The organism is Oceanimonas baumannii (assembly GCF_002245495.1).
Taxonomy (GTDB): domain Bacteria; phylum Pseudomonadota; class Gammaproteobacteria; order Enterobacterales; family Aeromonadaceae; genus Oceanimonas; species Oceanimonas baumannii.
In genome coordinates this window covers 153,146-168,628 of the sequence record NZ_NQJF01000003.1, presented here as the reverse complement: position 1 = coordinate 168,628, position 15,483 = coordinate 153,146, and the positions used below count along the sequence as shown (strand labels likewise).

At 57.2% G+C, this 15,483-nt stretch carries 14 protein-coding genes; 6 read left to right on the top strand and 8 right to left on the bottom strand.

All coding sequences use genetic code 11. The annotated features are described in order from the left end of the window. Positions 1-8: 8 nt before the first annotated feature. On the top strand, positions 9-251 hold the full coding sequence (locus B6S09_RS04645; RefSeq protein WP_094277334.1) for a DUF6868 family protein: 243 nt from the start codon (positions 9-11) through the stop codon (positions 249-251). Positions 252-264: 13 nt separating this feature from the next. On the opposite strand, the gene fldB is transcribed toward B6S09_RS04645, so the two are convergent. Beyond that, positions 265-780 carry a flavodoxin FldB gene (gene fldB, locus B6S09_RS04640; RefSeq protein ID WP_094277333.1) on the bottom strand — a complete coding sequence of 172 codons (516 nt, stop codon included), beginning with the start codon at positions 778-780 and terminating at the stop codon, positions 265-267. Positions 781-854: 74 nt separating this feature from the next. On the opposite strand from fldB, the gene xerD reads away from it, so the two are divergent. Then, the gene (xerD, locus tag B6S09_RS04635) at positions 855-1,742 is read left to right on the top strand and encodes a site-specific tyrosine recombinase XerD (protein ID WP_094277332.1); all 888 of its coding nucleotides are present in this window, start codon (positions 855-857) and stop codon (positions 1,740-1,742) included. 420 nt (positions 1,743-2,162) lie between these two features. Beyond that, on the top strand, positions 2,163-3,899 hold the full coding sequence (recJ, locus tag B6S09_RS04630) for a single-stranded-DNA-specific exonuclease RecJ (protein WP_094277472.1): 1,737 nt from the start codon (positions 2,163-2,165) through the stop codon (positions 3,897-3,899). Here recJ and B6S09_RS04625 read toward each other — a convergent pair whose 3' ends face one another. The 5 genes from B6S09_RS04625 to B6S09_RS04605 form a co-directional block, all read right to left on the bottom strand. Then, on the bottom strand, positions 3,900-5,774 hold the full coding sequence (locus B6S09_RS04625) for a methyl-accepting chemotaxis protein (RefSeq protein ID WP_094277331.1): 1,875 nt from the start codon (positions 5,772-5,774) through the stop codon (positions 3,900-3,902). It abuts the gene before it with no gap. Between the two features lie 121 nt (positions 5,775-5,895). Continuing rightward, positions 5,896-6,648, bottom strand: a complete 753-nt coding sequence (locus B6S09_RS04620) for an amino acid ABC transporter ATP-binding protein (RefSeq protein ID WP_439331556.1) — start codon at positions 6,646-6,648, stop codon at positions 5,896-5,898. A gap of 12 nt (positions 6,649-6,660) precedes the next feature. Then, positions 6,661-7,761, bottom strand: a complete 1,101-nt coding sequence (locus B6S09_RS04615) for an amino acid ABC transporter permease (protein WP_094277330.1) — start codon at positions 7,759-7,761, stop codon at positions 6,661-6,663. 2 nt (positions 7,762-7,763) lie between these two features. Further along, positions 7,764-8,948, bottom strand: a complete 1,185-nt coding sequence (locus tag B6S09_RS04610) for an amino acid ABC transporter permease (protein ID WP_094277329.1) — start codon at positions 8,946-8,948, stop codon at positions 7,764-7,766. Positions 8,949-9,022: 74 nt separating this feature from the next. Further along, positions 9,023-10,036, bottom strand: coding sequence for an amino acid ABC transporter substrate-binding protein (locus B6S09_RS04605; protein WP_094277328.1), 1,014 nt, complete (start codon positions 10,034-10,036; stop codon positions 9,023-9,025). 262 nt (positions 10,037-10,298) lie between these two features. Between B6S09_RS04605 and prfB the strand changes: the two genes are divergently transcribed. The 3 genes from prfB (at position 10,299) to trmB (ending at position 13,814) form a co-directional block, all read left to right on the top strand. Then, positions 10,299-11,397 (top strand): peptide chain release factor 2 gene (gene prfB / locus B6S09_RS04600; protein ID WP_134113955.1). Its coding sequence is split into 2 segments (ribosomal slippage): positions 10,299-10,373 and positions 10,375-11,397, totalling 1,098 coding nucleotides; the frame shifts between segments, so codons are not numbered across the junction. A 23-nt stretch (positions 11,398-11,420) separates the two neighbouring features. After that, positions 11,421-12,908, top strand: a complete 1,488-nt coding sequence (gene lysS / locus B6S09_RS04595; protein ID WP_094277327.1) for a lysine--tRNA ligase — start codon at positions 11,421-11,423, stop codon at positions 12,906-12,908. A gap of 189 nt (positions 12,909-13,097) precedes the next feature. Further along, positions 13,098-13,814 carry a tRNA (guanosine(46)-N7)-methyltransferase TrmB gene (trmB, locus tag B6S09_RS04590; protein WP_094277326.1) on the top strand — a complete coding sequence of 239 codons (717 nt, stop codon included), beginning with the start codon at positions 13,098-13,100 and terminating at the stop codon, positions 13,812-13,814. A 195-nt stretch (positions 13,815-14,009) separates the two neighbouring features. On the opposite strand, the gene coaE is transcribed toward trmB, so the two are convergent. Beyond that, the gene (gene coaE, locus B6S09_RS04585; protein ID WP_094277325.1) at positions 14,010-14,627 is read right to left on the bottom strand and encodes a dephospho-CoA kinase; all 618 of its coding nucleotides are present in this window, start codon (positions 14,625-14,627) and stop codon (positions 14,010-14,012) included. Continuing rightward, entirely contained in the window at positions 14,624-15,478 is an 855-nt protein-coding gene (locus B6S09_RS04580; RefSeq protein WP_094277324.1) for a prepilin peptidase, read from the bottom strand. Before B6S09_RS04580 ends, coaE begins: the two co-directional genes overlap by 4 nt. Positions 15,479-15,483: the final 5 nt, after the last annotated feature.

Genomic DNA, 15,483 nt, shown 5'->3' with positions numbered 1-15,483 from the left:
GCGAGTTCATGACCATAGAGCAAATCCGCGAGTGGCTGCTGTATTGCCTGGCGCTCAATTACGGCATTCTGCTGATCTGGTTCCTGGCTCTGGTGCTGGCGGGAGATGCCATTCGACGTTTGCACGGGCGCTGGTTCCGGCTTGAACGCGAGCGCTTCGACATCATTCACTACGCTGCCATGGCCATCTACAAAACAGGGATCATTCTGTTCAATCTGGTGCCCTGGCTCGCTCTGTTTCTGCTGTACTGAGCGAGCCTGCTACTCAGAGGGCGGCGACCTCGTCGAGCACCTGGGCTACCCAGGCCTCAATGCGTCCGTCGGTATCGTCGTACTGGTTGGCTTCGTCCAGCGACAGACCCACAAAGTACTTGCCATCTTCGGTGGTGGCTTTGGATGCCTCAAACTCGTAGCCTTCGGTAGGCCAGTAGCCGACCACGGTTGCCCCGCGTTCAACCACTCTGTCGTGCAGCATGCCCAGCGCATCCTGAAACCATTCGCCGTAGCCCAGCTGATCTCCCATGCCGAACAGCGCCACCACATGACCCTGCAGGTCCAGGGTGTCGATATCGTCCCAGTGTGACTCCCAGTCTTCCTGCAATTCGCCGAAATCCCAGGTGGATATGCCAAAAATAAGAATGGGATAGTCTTGTGCACGCGCCAGCGGCACATCCCTGATATTATGCAGATCAACCAGCTCTGCACCGAGCTGTTCACGAATCTTTTCGGCTGCGATCTCGGTGTAGCAGGTGGTCGAGCCGTAAAACAAACCGATATTCATGGGGCTCCGTTCACGCTTTGTTGAATGGCCTCATCATAACAGAAGCCGCCCGGCAGGCGGAGCACGGAGTTACGATGAATCATCCGCTGGTTGAGCAGTTTATTGATGCGCTCTGGCTTGAGAAAGGGCTCTCTGACAATACCCTGGCATCTTACCGCAGTGATCTCAGTCACTTTGCCGCCTGGCTGGACGGGGAAGGCGGCAGCCTGCTGGCGGTGGATGGCCTGACCCTGCAGCAATATCTGGCGCACCGTATCGATCTGGGCTTTAAGGCCAGCAGTACGGCGCGGATGCTGAGTGTGTTACGGCGTTTTTTTCAGTACCTGCTGCGTGAGCAGCTGCGCCCTGACGATCCCAGCGTGCTGATTGCCGGCCCCAAGCTGCCCAAGCGTCTGCCGAAAGATCTCAGTGAACAGCAGGTAACGGCGTTGCTGGATACGCCGGAAGCCGGCGATCCGCTGGAGCTGCGTGACAAAGCCATGCTGGAGCTGCTCTATGCGACCGGTTTACGGGTGACCGAACTGGTGAGTCTGTCGATGGAAAGCGTGAGCCTGCGGCAGGGGCTGGTGCGGGTCACCGGCAAGGGAAATAAAGAGCGGCTGGTGCCGATGGGTGAAGAGGCCCTGTACTGGCTGAGCCGTTTTTTGAAAGAAGGCCGCGCGGCGCTGCTGGGAGAGCAGGCCTCGGATGTGGTGTTTCCATCGCGCCGGGCCCGGCAGATGACCCGTCAGACCTTTTGGCACCGTATCAAGCATTATGCCCTGCGCGCCGGCATTAGCCAGGAGCTGTCGCCTCATACACTGCGCCACGCCTTCGCGACTCACTTGCTTAACCATGGTGCCGATCTGCGGGTGGTACAGATGTTGCTGGGCCACTCAGACCTGTCCACCACCCAGATCTACACCCATGTGGCCACCCACCGCCTTAATGCCCTCCATGAGGAGCATCATCCCAGGGGGTGATTTTCTTACCGTTTGCGTTGCTGTGCACTGTCGTCGGCCAAAGTGCACTGCTTCTCCGGCTCGCCGTGAATACTTCCATGTAGGCTCCGCTGTGCCATCCATGGCGCAGCGGGCGCGTCGAAGCAGACACCCTTTGTCCTCCCTGGCCGGGCACAGAGCTGACTGTCAGCATTTAACAGGCAACTCGTAGTTTCACGAAGCAGCAGTGGGGATTACCGTAGCCGACCGTCAAATGCCAAGGATGGCATTTGACGAGCGATACAGGGAGGTACTCGCTGCGTGTCGGCGTAGCGTAACCGGGCTGCTGCTTCGCATGGCGCTCGTGCTCACAATTCAGACCGCTCGACCCTTGGCGGAGCGTTGCAAATTTCGCTGTGCCCGGTTAGTGTTATCGGCCTGTTTAAACAGCCAGTATTTTCCATGTCTTCGTCTTCTCCTTTGCCCATTCGCCGGCGTGAGCCGGTGGCTCATCAGCTGCCCGCCGAGCTCTCCCCCATACTGCAACGGCTTTATGCCAGCCGGGGGCTGACCTGCGCCGAGCAGCTTAATTTGCAGGCGGGAGCACTGCATAAACCGGTGTTTAAAGGGATGAACGAGGCCGTGCTGTTACTGGTGCAGGCACTCGACGAGCAGCAGCGTATCCTGATTGTGGGAGACTTCGATTGCGACGGTGCCACCAGTTCGGCACTGATGGTCCATGGCTTGCGGGCGATGGGAGCACAACAGGTGGATTACCTGGTGCCCAATCGCTTTGATTATGGTTATGGCCTGAGCCCACAGGTGGTGGAGGAGGCGGTCAAGTTGGGAGCCGAACTGCTGATCACCGTGGATAATGGTATTTCCAGCATCAGCGGTGTGGCAGCGGCCAGAGCGGCTGGCATGAAAGTCATTGTGACCGACCATCACCTGCCCGGCGACGAGCTCCCCGAAGCCGATGCCATTGTGAACCCAAATCAGCATCACTGCGAGTTTCCCTCCAAGAACCTGGCCGGAGTGGGCGTTGCCTTTTATCTGCTGCTGGCGCTGCGTTCTTCCCTTAGTGAGCGGGGCTGGTTTGAGCAGCACCATATTCGTCCGCCGAATATGGCGGATTATCTGGATCTGGTGGCTCTGGGTACAGTGGCCGATGTGGTGGCCCTGGACGGTAATAACCGGGTGCTGGTTCACCAGGGCCTGCAGCGCATGCGGGCGGGCCGGCTGCGCCCTGGGATCCAGGCATTAATTGATATATCCGGACGCAACCAGACCCGGCTGGTTGCGTCGGATCTGGGGTTCGCGCTGGGGCCGAGGCTCAATGCCGTGGGCCGGCTGGACGATATGTCGATGGGGGTAGCCTGTCTGCTGTGCGAGGATATCAACGAGGCACGCCGGCTGGCGGCACAGATGGATGAGCTCAACCGTGAGCGTAAGGCCATTGAGAGCAGTATGCAGCAGGAGGCTCTGGCTACCCTGGCCAAAGTTCGCATCAGCGACGGCGAGTTGCCGTCCGGGCTGGTATTGCATCAGGATGACTGGCATCAGGGGGTGGTCGGGCTGGTGGCCTCACGTATCAAGGAGCAGTATTACCGGCCGGTGATCGCTTTCGCCGAAGCTGGAGAGGATGAGCTGAAAGGCTCGGGCCGCTCTATTCCTGGCGTGCATCTCAGGGATTTGCTGGATGCTATTAATACCCGTCACCCCAATCTGATTGCCAAATTCGGCGGCCATGCCATGGCTGCCGGCTTGTCACTGTCAAAAGACGCACTGATCCCGTTCAAGCAAGCCTTTGAACAGATGGTGCATGAGTGGGTCAGTCCTGAACTGCTGACCGGAGAGATACTCAGTGATGGTGAGCTGATGCCTGCCGAATTGACCCTGGAGCTGGCGGAACAATTGCGTTTTGCCGGCCCCTGGGGGCAGGCCTTTCCGGAGCCCTTGTTCGATGGCGAGTTTCGTATTATTCAGCAGCGGCTGGTAGGAGATAAGCATCTCAAGCTGGTACTCAGCCCCGATGAAGGCCGCACCGTGATCGATGCAATTGCCTTTAATGTGGATCTGGCTATCTGGCCCAATGCCGCCATTCAAAAGGTACAGCTGGTGTATAAGCCGGATGTGAATGAGTGGAAAGGGCGGTGCCAGCTGCAACTGCTGGTGGAGCGGCTGGCACCTTTGTCGTGACTACAGGGTAAAGGCACTTACCAGGCCGTTGAGCTCACCGGCCTGCTTGTGCAGATCCTTGGACTGCTGCAGTGACTGCTCGGCATCATTTGCCAGTTCATCGGAAACATCCTTGATCGCGGTCGTATTCTGGGTAATTTCCCCAGTCACCTGGCTTTGTTCTTCAGCGGCAGTTGCAATCTGGCTGGCCATGTCTGAAATCAGCCCTACGGCGGCGGTGATCTCTTCCAGTGCCAGGGCGGCGGCTTCGGCGTCTTCGGCACTGAGTTCAGCCATATTACGGCTGGCCTGCATCAGTTTCACCGCTTCGCTGGTGGCCTGCTGCAAGGTACCGATGGTGCCCTGAATTTCCTCGGTAGAGGCATGAGTTCGCTGAGAGAGTACCCGCACTTCATCGGCCACCACCGCGAACCCTCTGCCTTGCTCACCGGCCCGGGCGGCTTCGATGGCAGCATTCAGCGCCAGCAGGTTGGTCTGTTCGGCTACGCCCTGAATGGTGGACAACACACTGGAAATGTCGTGAGCGTGTTGGTCCAGGCGGGTGATTACCGCTGCTGCCTGCTCCATTTCCTTGGCCAGAGTGAAAATGGAATCTCGGGTTTTATGTACCAGTTGCTTGCCTTGCTCGGTGCTGGCGGTGGACTGCTGGGCAGCGGTAGCGGTCTGTTCGGCGTTATTGGCAATTTCCTGGGTGGCCGAGGCCATTTCGGTGACGGCGGTGGCGACCATGGTGACTTCCTGCTGCGCCCGGCCCAGTTCTGTTACGGTCTGGTTGGCCCGCACCGAGGCCTGTTCGGCATTGTCACCCAGATGATGTGCCTGCTGACGGATTTGTTTGATCAAGTCTGCCTGGCTGGAAACAAAGCGGTTAAAGCTGGTTGCCAGCAGGCCAACTTCGTCTTTGCCGTGCACTTCAATACGCTGAGTCAGGTCGCCCTTGCCATCGGCAATTTGTGCCAATGCCTGGGATACCTTGAGCAGCGGACCGAGCAGGTACTGCATTAACAGACTGATAAGCATCACAGCCGCAATGATCACCAGTGCTGAAATGCTCAGCTGACGCCACAACTGGGCACTTAACGGTGCTTCCAGTGCGGCCTGATCCAGTACAAACAGCAGCTGCCAGTCACTGTCGGGAATGGCCTGAGCATAGACCAGCTTGTGGATGCCATTGAAGGTTACCGGGTTCAGCGTTGGAATTTGCTGCCAGCGGGTCAGGTTGCTTACCGTCAGCTCTTCATCCAGTCGGGTTGATGGTTGCAGTGCCAGGTTGGCATCCCGCTGGGCGATCAGAGTGCCGTCCTGGCTCAGCATCATGGCATAGCCTTCGGCAGGCAGGCGGATGGCATTAACGCTGTCTACAAGGCTGGCAATGGACACATCGGCGGCAATAACCCCCTGCCACGGACCATGGCTGACCGGCTCGGCCAGGGTCACTACGGTACCGCCAAAGGTGGCTCCTTTATAGGGGGCTGTCACAATGGCGTGCCCTGCCTGTTGTGCCTGCTGATACCAGGGACGGGTGCGGGGATCATAGTCAATGCGCTCTCTGGGATGAGCATCGAACATAACGCCGTTCCGGGTGCCAAAATAGCTCAGCTGAAAGTCACCGGCTTCTTCAACCAGCTGCAGGGCAGGATGCGGATCATCACCCAGCTGTTTGCTGGCCGCGGTCAGCAGTCCCTGACGCATAGTCAGCCAGTCGGCCACCTGTGCGACTTCCTTTTCGGCCATGGCGGCCACGGAGTGTTCACTGCTGCGATAAAGCTGATCTTTCAGGTTGATAAAGCTCATAGTGCTGATCGTGGCCACGGTCAGCACTATGGCTACCACAAAGCTCAGCAGTATCTTGTGCTTTAATTTGAGGTTTTGCATATTTTAACGCCAGGAGAGGGAGATAATTCTGTTATCGGCCAGGCAGCGAAAAATATTAAGTAAAACTTTCTGCTGTAAATGATCCCGGCTGCAAACGGTCATGCTGCAGCCGGGATGGTCATCAGTTGCCCAAGATCTGGCTGAGAAACAGCTTGGTCCGCTCTGATTGGGGGTGGTGAAAAAAGGTCTCGGGGTCGTTTTCTTCAATGATCTGACCGGCATCCATAAAGATAACCCGGTCGGCCACTGTGCGGGCAAACCCCATTTCGTGGGTCACACACATCATGGTCATGCCTTCTTCGGCCAGCTCAATCATGACGTCCAGTACTTCTTTGATCATTTCCGGGTCCAGTGCTGAAGTGGGTTCATCAAACAACATGATTTCGGGGTTCATGCACAGACTGCGGGCGATGGCCACCCGCTGCTGTTGACCACCGGACAGCTGGCCCGGGTACTTTTTGGCCTGGCTTTCAATTTTTACCCGGGCCAGCAGCTTCATGGCAATTTCTTCTGCTTCCCGTCGGGGCGTTTTGCGCACCCAGATCTGGGCCAGGGTACAGTTCTCCAGCACCGTCAGGTGAGGAAACAGGTTAAAATGCTGAAAGACCATGCCGACTTCACGGCGAATGGTTTCGATATTTTTAACGTCATTGGTCAGGGGGGTACCGCGTACAATAATATCGCCCTGCTGGTGCTCTTCCAGCCGGTTGATACAGCGGATAAGGGTGGATTTTCCCGAACCTGAGGGCCCGCAGATCACAATGCGTTCGCCTTTGGTCACCGTCAGGTCAATATCCCGTAGTACGTGGAATTCTCCGTACCATTTGTTCACGCCTTGCAGGGTGACCATGTGTTCCTGTTGTTGTGCTTCCATGTACTCACTCCACTAACGTTTTTTATGACCGGTGTGCAGCTTGCGCTCCAGGTACTGGCTGTATTTCGACATGCCGTAGCAGAAAATCCAGAATACCAGGCCTGCAAACACATATCCTTCTGTGGCAAACCCCAGCCAATTGGGATCCGCCAGCCCGGATTGCACAATGGCCAACAGATCGAACAATCCGATAATCAGGACCAGACTGGTGTCTTTGAACAGGGCGATAAAGGTATTAACAATGCCCGGAATCATCAGTTTCAGCGCCTGAGGCAGTACAATCAGCAACATCATTTTCCAGTAGTTCAGGCCAAGGGCTTCGGCGGCTTCATACTGACCTTTGGGAATGGCCTGCAGGCCACCACGCACCACTTCTGCCATATAGGCCGACTGAAAGAAAATAATGCCAATCATGGCCCGCACCAGTTTGTCGAGGGTCAGTTCTTCGGGCACAAACAGCGGCAGCATGACGGATGACATAAACAGCACGGTGATCAGCGGCACGCCACGCCAGAACTCGATAAACACAACCGACAGGCTGCGCACGATAGGCATGCGGGAGCGCCGGCCCAAAGCCAGTAGGGTCCCGATGGGCAGGGCGGCGGTAATACCCACCACAGCCAGAATCAGCGTCAGGGTCAGCCCTCCCCAGTGATGGGTCGCTACCACGCTCAGGCCGAACCAGCCGCCATAAAGCAGTACCCAGGCAACAACCGGGAACACGACGACCATAAAGGGGGCCAGTAACATTTTGCCCGGCAGCCGGGGCAGCGCCAGCCACAGCAATTGCGCCACAAAAAGGGCAAAGGTCAGGTTAATGCGCCAGAGCTCATCACTCGGGTAAAAGCCATAAACAAACTGCTGCAGTCGGGCACCGATAAATACCCAGCAGGCACCGTCACTGGTGCAGTCATCACGGCTGCTGCCGGTCCAGTCGGCGCTGATAATGGCCCAGTCGATAACCGGCACCAGTACCAGATAGAGTGCATATAACCCGAGCAGGCTAACGGCCGAATTGAGCGGACCGGAAAACAGGTTGGTTCTGAGCCAGCCTGTCAGTCCTTTGCGGGAGATCGGTGCCGGGCGCTCCGGGGTCAGGGTGTCTTTATACATAGTTACCTCTCCACCAGCGCCATACGGTTGTTAAACCAGTTCATAAAGAAAGACACCAGCAGGCTGATCGTGAGGTACACCAGCATGGTGATGGCAATGACTTCTATGGCCTGTCCGGTCTGATTAAGGGTGGTGCCGGCAAACACGGATACCAGATCCGGGTAGCCGATGGCGGTGGCCAGTGAGGAGTTTTTGGTCAGGTTCAGGTACTGGCTGGTCAGCGGCGGAATGATCACCCGCATGGCCTGGGGAATAATCACCAGGCGTAAGGTCAGGCTGTCTTTAATGCCAAGCGCATGAGCGGCTTCGGTCTGACCATGGGAAATGGCCTGAATGCCGGAGCGGACAATTTCGGCGATAAAGGCGGCGGTATACACGGTGAGTGACAGCCACAGAGCCAGAAACTCGGGAATAATGGTCATGCCGCCGCGAAAGTTAAAACCGCGCAGCTCGGGGTAGCTCCATTCCAGTGGTGCGCCCAGTCCAATAAAGGTGAGGCAGGGCAGGGCCACGATCAGGCCGGTGCTGATCCACCAGGCGGGCATTCGCCGGCCGGTGGCCTCCTGCCGGCGATGATTAAAGCGGATTAGCCAGAAAGACAGGGTCAGCGCCAGCAGCAGAGCCAGCCAGATCCAGTGAAAACCGGTACCCGGGATGGGCTCGGGTAAATACAGGCCGCGCACATTAAGAAAGGCACTGTCGTTCAGGCTCAGGCTGTCGCGAGGCCCGGGCAGGGTACGCAGTACCGCGAAATACCAGAAAAACATCTGCAGCAGCAGCGGGAGGTTGCGAAACAGCTCTACATAGGCCGACGCCAGGCGGGCAATCAGCCAGTTGGGAGAGAGCCTTGCCACGCCAACCACAAACCCCAGCAAGGTGGCACCGATAATGCCAAGGAACGAGACCAGCAGGGTATTAAGCAGCCCGACCACAAAGGTGCGCCCATAGGTATCGGTCTCGGCATAGGGGATCAGCGACTGGGCGATGGCAAACCCGGCAGGATCGTCGAGAAAGCCAAACCCTGTGGTGATCCCCCGGGTACTGAGGTTGTTCAGGGTATTGTTGATAATAAAGCCGATAAAGGCAGCTACAGCACACAGCAGCACCAGCTGAAACAGCAGGGCCCGCTTGGCCGGATCGCGCCAGAACTTTACCGGAGGAGAAGAAGGCTTAACCGGTGATGACATGATTTCATCCTTGAATATGGCTCAAACAGTTTCACCCGTTGATAATGGGCTGCCCACAGGCAGCCCGTATGGTATCAACGTACCGGAGGCGCATATTGCAGACCGCCCTCGGTCCATAACGCGTTCAGGCCCCGATCAATTTTCAGCGGTGAACCCTGGCCTACGTTGGCATCAAACACTTCGCCGTAGTTGCCCACCAGTTTGATAATGCGATAGGCCCAGTCCTTGTCGAGCCCCATGCCTTTACCAAAGTCGGCATCCAGCCCCAGCAAACGACGAATATCCGGGTTTTTGCTGTCTTTCATGCTGTCGATATTGTCCTTGCTCAGCCCCAGCTCTTCCGCATTGACCATGGCAAAGTGGGTCCATTTCACGATATTGAACCACTGATCATCCCCCTGGCGTACCGACGGCCCCAAAGGCTCTTTGGAAATCACTTCGGGCAGGGCGACCGCATCGTCGGGTTTGGACAGCTTGATACGCAGTGCATAAAGCTGGGACAGGTCCGAAGTCAGTACATCGCAGCGGCCGGCTTCCAGCCCCTGTACCGTCTGCTCCGAGGTGTCAAAGACCACTGCGCTGTAGCTGATGCCGTTGCGGCGGAAATAATCGGCAACGTTCAGTTCGGTGGTGGTGCCCGACTGAATACAGATGGCTGCACCGTCCAGATCCTTGGCACTGCTGACCCCCAGGTTTTTGTTGATCAGAAAACCCTGGCCATCGTAATAATTGACGCCGGTGAAGTTAACGCCCAGCTCGGTGTCCCGGCTGGAAGTCCAGGTAGTATTACGCGACAGCACATCAATTTCACCCGACTGCAGCGCGGTCAGGCGTTCCTTGGCGTTCAGAGGAATGTACTGCACTTTGCCGGCATCATTGAAAATGGCGGCGGCAATACCCCGGCACAGATCCACATCCAGCCCTTTCCATACGCCCTTGTCATCGGGGTTGGAAAAGCCGGGTAAGCCGCTGTTAACACCGCACTTCAGCTCTCCCCGCTGTTTCACTTCGTCCAGGGTGGCAGCCTGGAGGGGAAGCGCCAGCAGGCTGCCGGCCATCAGAATCACCGCTGTTCCTTTGCCTGTCATAATCACGTCCTCTTGAATGCGTTGTATGAATAATGGTGTTACTCATTTGGGGCATAAAACCGCGATGCCATTTAGAGTATTAGCACAAAGATTGGCACTGGTAAGAAAGTCAGTGTAATAAATTGATATCAAAGGGAATGAGATGTCCTGACTAAAGTCACCGCGCATGGCTGCGTTTTAAACGGCTTTTCGGTAGAATGGCTGCCTTAATTGCGGCCCCGGGCCAAACTATTCATCAAGTAAACAGAGAGTCTGTCAGTCCATGTTTGAAACAAACCCTGTGTACAACAAACTTAAGGAGCTGTCTGAACGGGCGCAGCTTCTTAGGGGGTACCTTTGACTATGACGCCAAGAAAGAGCGTCTGGAAGAAGTAAACGCCGAGCTGGAGCAGCCGGATGTGTGGAACCAGCCCGAGCGTGCCCAGGCACTGGGTAAGGAAAGATCCGCTCTGGAAACCGTGGTCGGAACCCTGGAAGAACTGGATCAGGGCATTGCCGACATCGGCGAGCTGGTTGAGCTGGCGGTAGAAGAAGAAGACGAAGACACCTTCGAAGAAGCCAAATCCGATCTGGCCGGCCTTGAGAAAAAGCTCGAAGATCTGGAGTTTCGCCGCATGTTTTCCGGCGAGCAGGATGCGTCCGACTGCTACCTGGATCTGCAGTCCGGCTCCGGCGGTACCGAGGCCCAGGACTGGTGCAACATGGTGTTGCGCATGTACCTGCGCTGGGGCGAGGCCCGCGGTTTCAAGACCGAAATCACCGAATTGTCGGAAGGCGAAGTGGCCGGTATCAAGTCCGCCACCGTGCGTTTTTCCGGTGAATATGCCTATGGCTGGCTGCGCACCGAGTCCGGTGTTCATCGCCTGGTGCGTAAGTCACCGTTTGATTCAGGTGGCCGTCGTCATACCTCGTTCTGCTCTGCTTTTGTTTATCCGGAAATTGACGATGATATCGAAATCGATATCAACCCGGCGGATCTGCGTATTGATACCTACCGCGCCTCCGGTGCCGGTGGTCAGCACGTAAACCGGACCGACTCGGCAGTGCGGATTACCCACGAGCCTACCGGTGTGGTGGTGCAGTGTCAGAACGACCGTTCTCAGCACAAAAACCGCGATCAGGCGATGAAACAGCTGAAAGCCAAGCTTTATGAGCTGGAACTGCAGAAACAGAACGCCGAAAAACAGGCGCTGGAAGACAGCAAGTCCGACATTGGCTGGGGCAGCCAGATCCGCTCTTATGTGCTGGATGACGCCCGTATTAAGGATCTGCGTACCGGTGTGGAGACCCGCAACACCCAATCGGTGCTGGACGGCGATCTGGACAAGTTTATTGAAGCCAGCCTTAAATCCGGGCTGTAATACAATTCAAACAAGGCTTTATCATGACGACAGAGCAGCAACAAGACGAAAACAAGCTCATTGCCGAGCGCCGGGCCAAGCTTGAGCAGATCCGCAAGGACTGTCCGGCCAATGGTCATCCCAACGATTTCCGCCGTGAGCATCTGGCTGCAGATCTGCAGGCTGAATTCGGTGAACACGACAAAGAGACCCTGGAATCGCTGGGCAAGGTAGCTTCCGTGGCCGGCCGCATCATGGCCAAGCGCGGTCCCTTTCTGGCCCTGCAGGACATGTCCGGCCGTATTCAGGCCTATGCCACCAAGGATGCTCAGAAGCAGATCAAGGAGCAATACAACGGCCTTGATATCGGCGATATCATCGGCGTCACCGGTACCCTGCACAAGTCCGGCAAGGGTGATCTCTACGTCAATATGGACAGCTTCCAGCTGCTGACCAAGGCGCTGCGCCCGCTGCCGGAGAAGTTCCACGGCCTGTCCGACCAGGAAACCCGCTATCGTCAGCGTTATCTGGATCTGATCACCAACGAGAATTCCCGTCAGACCTTCGTGGTGCGCTCCAAGGTGATGGCCGCCATTCGCAGCTTTATGAACAACCACGGCTTCATGGAAGTGGAAACGCCCATGATGCAGGTGATCCCGGGTGGCGCTTCGGCCCGTCCCTTTATCACTCATCACAATGCGCTGGATCTGGACATGTACCTGCGTATCGCCCCCGAGCTGTACCTGAAGCGGCTGGTAGTGGGTGGTTTCGAGAAGGTGTTCGAGATCAACCGCAACTTCCGTAACGAAGGTCTGTCGCCCCGGCACAACCCCGAATTCACCATGATGGAGTTCTACTGGGCCTACGCTGATTACCGCGATCTGATGGACTTCACCGAGGAAATGCTGCGCACCGTTACCACCGAGGTACTGGGTAGCGCCGAGGTGCAGTACGGCGAAGAAACCTTTGACTTCGGCAAGCCGTTTGCCCGTCTGAGCATGAAAGACGCCATCCTCAAGTACAACCCGGAAGTGACCCTGGACCAGCTGGCGACCTTTGAGAGCGCCTGTGAAGTGGCCAAGGATCTCAAGATTAAGGTTGAGAAGACCTGGGGCCTGGGCCGTGTGATCACCGAGATCTTTGAAGAGACCGCCGAGCACCGTCTGATCCAGCCGACCTTCATCACCGAATATCCGGCCGAAGTGTCGCCGCTGGCCCGTCGTAACGACGAGGATCCGAGCATCACCGACCGCTTTGAGTTCTTTATCGGTGGCCGCGAGATTGCCAACGGCTTCTCCGAGCTGAATGACGCCGAAGATCAGGCCCAGCGCTTCCGCGACCAGGTGGAGCAGAAGGACGCCGGCGACGACGAAGCCATGTTCTATGACGAGGACTATGTCACTTCTCTGGAACACGGCCTGCCGCCTACCGCCGGCCAGGGCATCGGCATCGACCGTTTGGTGATGCTGCTGACCGATTCTCACACCATTCGCGATGTGATCCTGTTCCCGACGCTGCGTCCGCAGCGTTAAGCACGAAATAGTGTGGATCCAGAGGGGCCTGTCGACGACAGGCCCCTTTTTTTATGCGTGTCTTGGGCGCAGATGAAACCGGGATGAACAGGGCATGACAGGTCGACCATACTCTCTGGTATGTTTTCGGCTTGCACCTTTGGCTTAACTTTGGATAATTCGCACTTCATTGCCTGCCGGAGAATTAAGATGACTGAACAAACGCCGCCCGCCCAGACCGAAGAAGAGCTGCGCAAGCGCAAAATTCGCAGCTTTGTGCGCCGGGAAGGCCGCCTGACCAAGGGCCAGGAAAAGGCGATGGCAGAGCAATGGCCGGTAATGGGCATTGATTTCAGCGGTGAGCTGCTTGATCTGGATACCGTGTTCGGCCGTTCTGCGCCCCGTGTGCTGGAAATCGGCTTTGGCATGGGGGGCTCACTGGTGGAAATGGCTGCTGCCGCTCCGGAGCAGGACTTTATCGGTATTGAAGTGCACACCCCGGGTGTGGGTGCCTGTCTGATGGGGGCGGCGGAAGCCGGTCTCACCAACCTGCGGGTGATGTGTCACGATGCGGTGGAAGTATTTGAACAAATGTTGCCCGAGCAAAGTCTGGACCGGGTGCAGTTGTTTTTCCCGGATCCCTGGCACAAAAAGCGCCACCACAAGCGCCGTATTGTGCGACCCGAGTTTGTAGAAATGGTGCGCAGCAAGCTGAAAATTGGCGGTGAATTCCACATGGCCACCGACTGGGAAAACTACGCTGAGCATATGCTGGAAGTGATGAAGGTGGCTCCTGGTTATGCCAGTGCGGCCACCGACGGCGATTATATGCCACGTCCTGACTACCGGCCTCTGACCAAGTTTGAACAGCGCGGCCACCGTCTGGGCCATGGCGTCTGGGATCTGATTTTTACCCGCACCGTATAAGCGGGCGGCCGTTTGAGTGAGCGCAAGGCCTCCTCAAACGGCCGATAACTCTTCATCTTTTCTGTTGTCACTCCGCGAAAGCGGGAGCATCTGTCATGGATCTCCGCCTGCGCGGAGATGACGGTGGTTAATGGTGTTGATGAAGCAAATCTCCAGCCTCAGAGCAGGTGCCCGGCTTTGCTTGTGTGGCACATCTTAGCCCTTTCCCTTGAGTTCTTGTGCTAATCCCACATAGTGCCGGTGCAGCCGTGCCACTTCTCGTTGCAGCCCCGCCTTGTCGGGGCTGTTGTTGTTGATGATGTCGTCGGCGGCAGCGAGCCGTTGTTCCCGGCTGGCCTGGGCGGCCATAATGGCACGGATTTGTGCTTCGCTGCTGCTGTCCCGCTTTACCGTGCGTTGCAGCTGAATGTCTGGGCTGACATCGACCACCAGTACGCGCTGACACAGGCTGGTGAGGTTGTTTTCTACCAGCAGCGGCACTACCAGCAGGCAGTAGGGAGAGACACTGGCAGCGCAGGCGGCGACCATACGTTCACGAATTATCGGGTGCAGCAGGGCATTGAGCCAGGCTTTCTCTTGCGGGAGGTTAAACACGCGCTCCCGCAGGGCGCGCCGGTCCAGATGGCCGCTGGCGGTCATCACACCGGGGCCAAAATGCGCAGCGATGGCGGCCAGCGCCGGCTGACCGGGCTCGACTATTTCTCGGGCAATGATATCGGCATCGATAATGTCCACCCCCAACTCGGCGAACAGCTCTGCCACCGTGCTTTTGCCGCTGCCGATGCCGCCGGTCAGCCCTACTACATAGCTCACAATGCCACTCTCCAGTAAAAGTTGACTACGTCCGTTCCCCACATCAGATAACACCAGCCGCCCAGTGCCAGCGCCGGGCCAAAGGGCAGTACTCTGTCTTCGCCCAGCCGGCGTATTGCCATCAGGGTCAGTCCCAGAGCGGCACCGCTGAAGGATGCCAGCAACAGCACCGGCAGCAGGCTTTGCCAGCCAAACCAGGCACCGATGGCGGCCAGCAGTTTAAAGTCACCGTAGCCCATGCCTTCCTTGCCGGTGGCCAGTTTAAACAGCCAGTACAGGCTCCACAACACGCCGTAGCCGGCGGCGGCACCGATGACCGCAGACTGCAGAGAAACAAACAGCTCACCCACATTCAGTAACAGTCCGAGCCATAGTAACGGCAGCGTCAGGTTATCGGGCAGCAGCAGGTGATCCAGATCGATCAGCGTCATGCACAGCAGCAGCCAGCTGAATATCAGCGCCGCCACCAGCTGCAGGCCGGGCCCGAAGCGCCAAAGCATCAGCGCCGCCAGCAGCGCCGAAGTCAGTTCCACCAGCGGATAGCGTCTGGCAATGGGCTCGTTGCAATAGCGGCAGTGGCCTTTCAGCCACAACCAGCTGAGTACGGGAATATTGTCTTTGGCAGCCAGCGTATGCTCACAGTGCGGGCAGCGGGAGCGGGGTACACACAGGTTGAAAGCGGTGTCTTCAGTTATCGTGCCACCGTTTAACTCGGCACACTCACGCTGCCATTCCCGCTGCATCATCAGCGGCAGCCGGTGGATAACTACATTGAGAAAACTGCCCACCAGCAACCCCAGCAGGGGGATGGCGATATAAAGCAGGGTGGCATTGTCGAACAATTGGGTCATGAGGT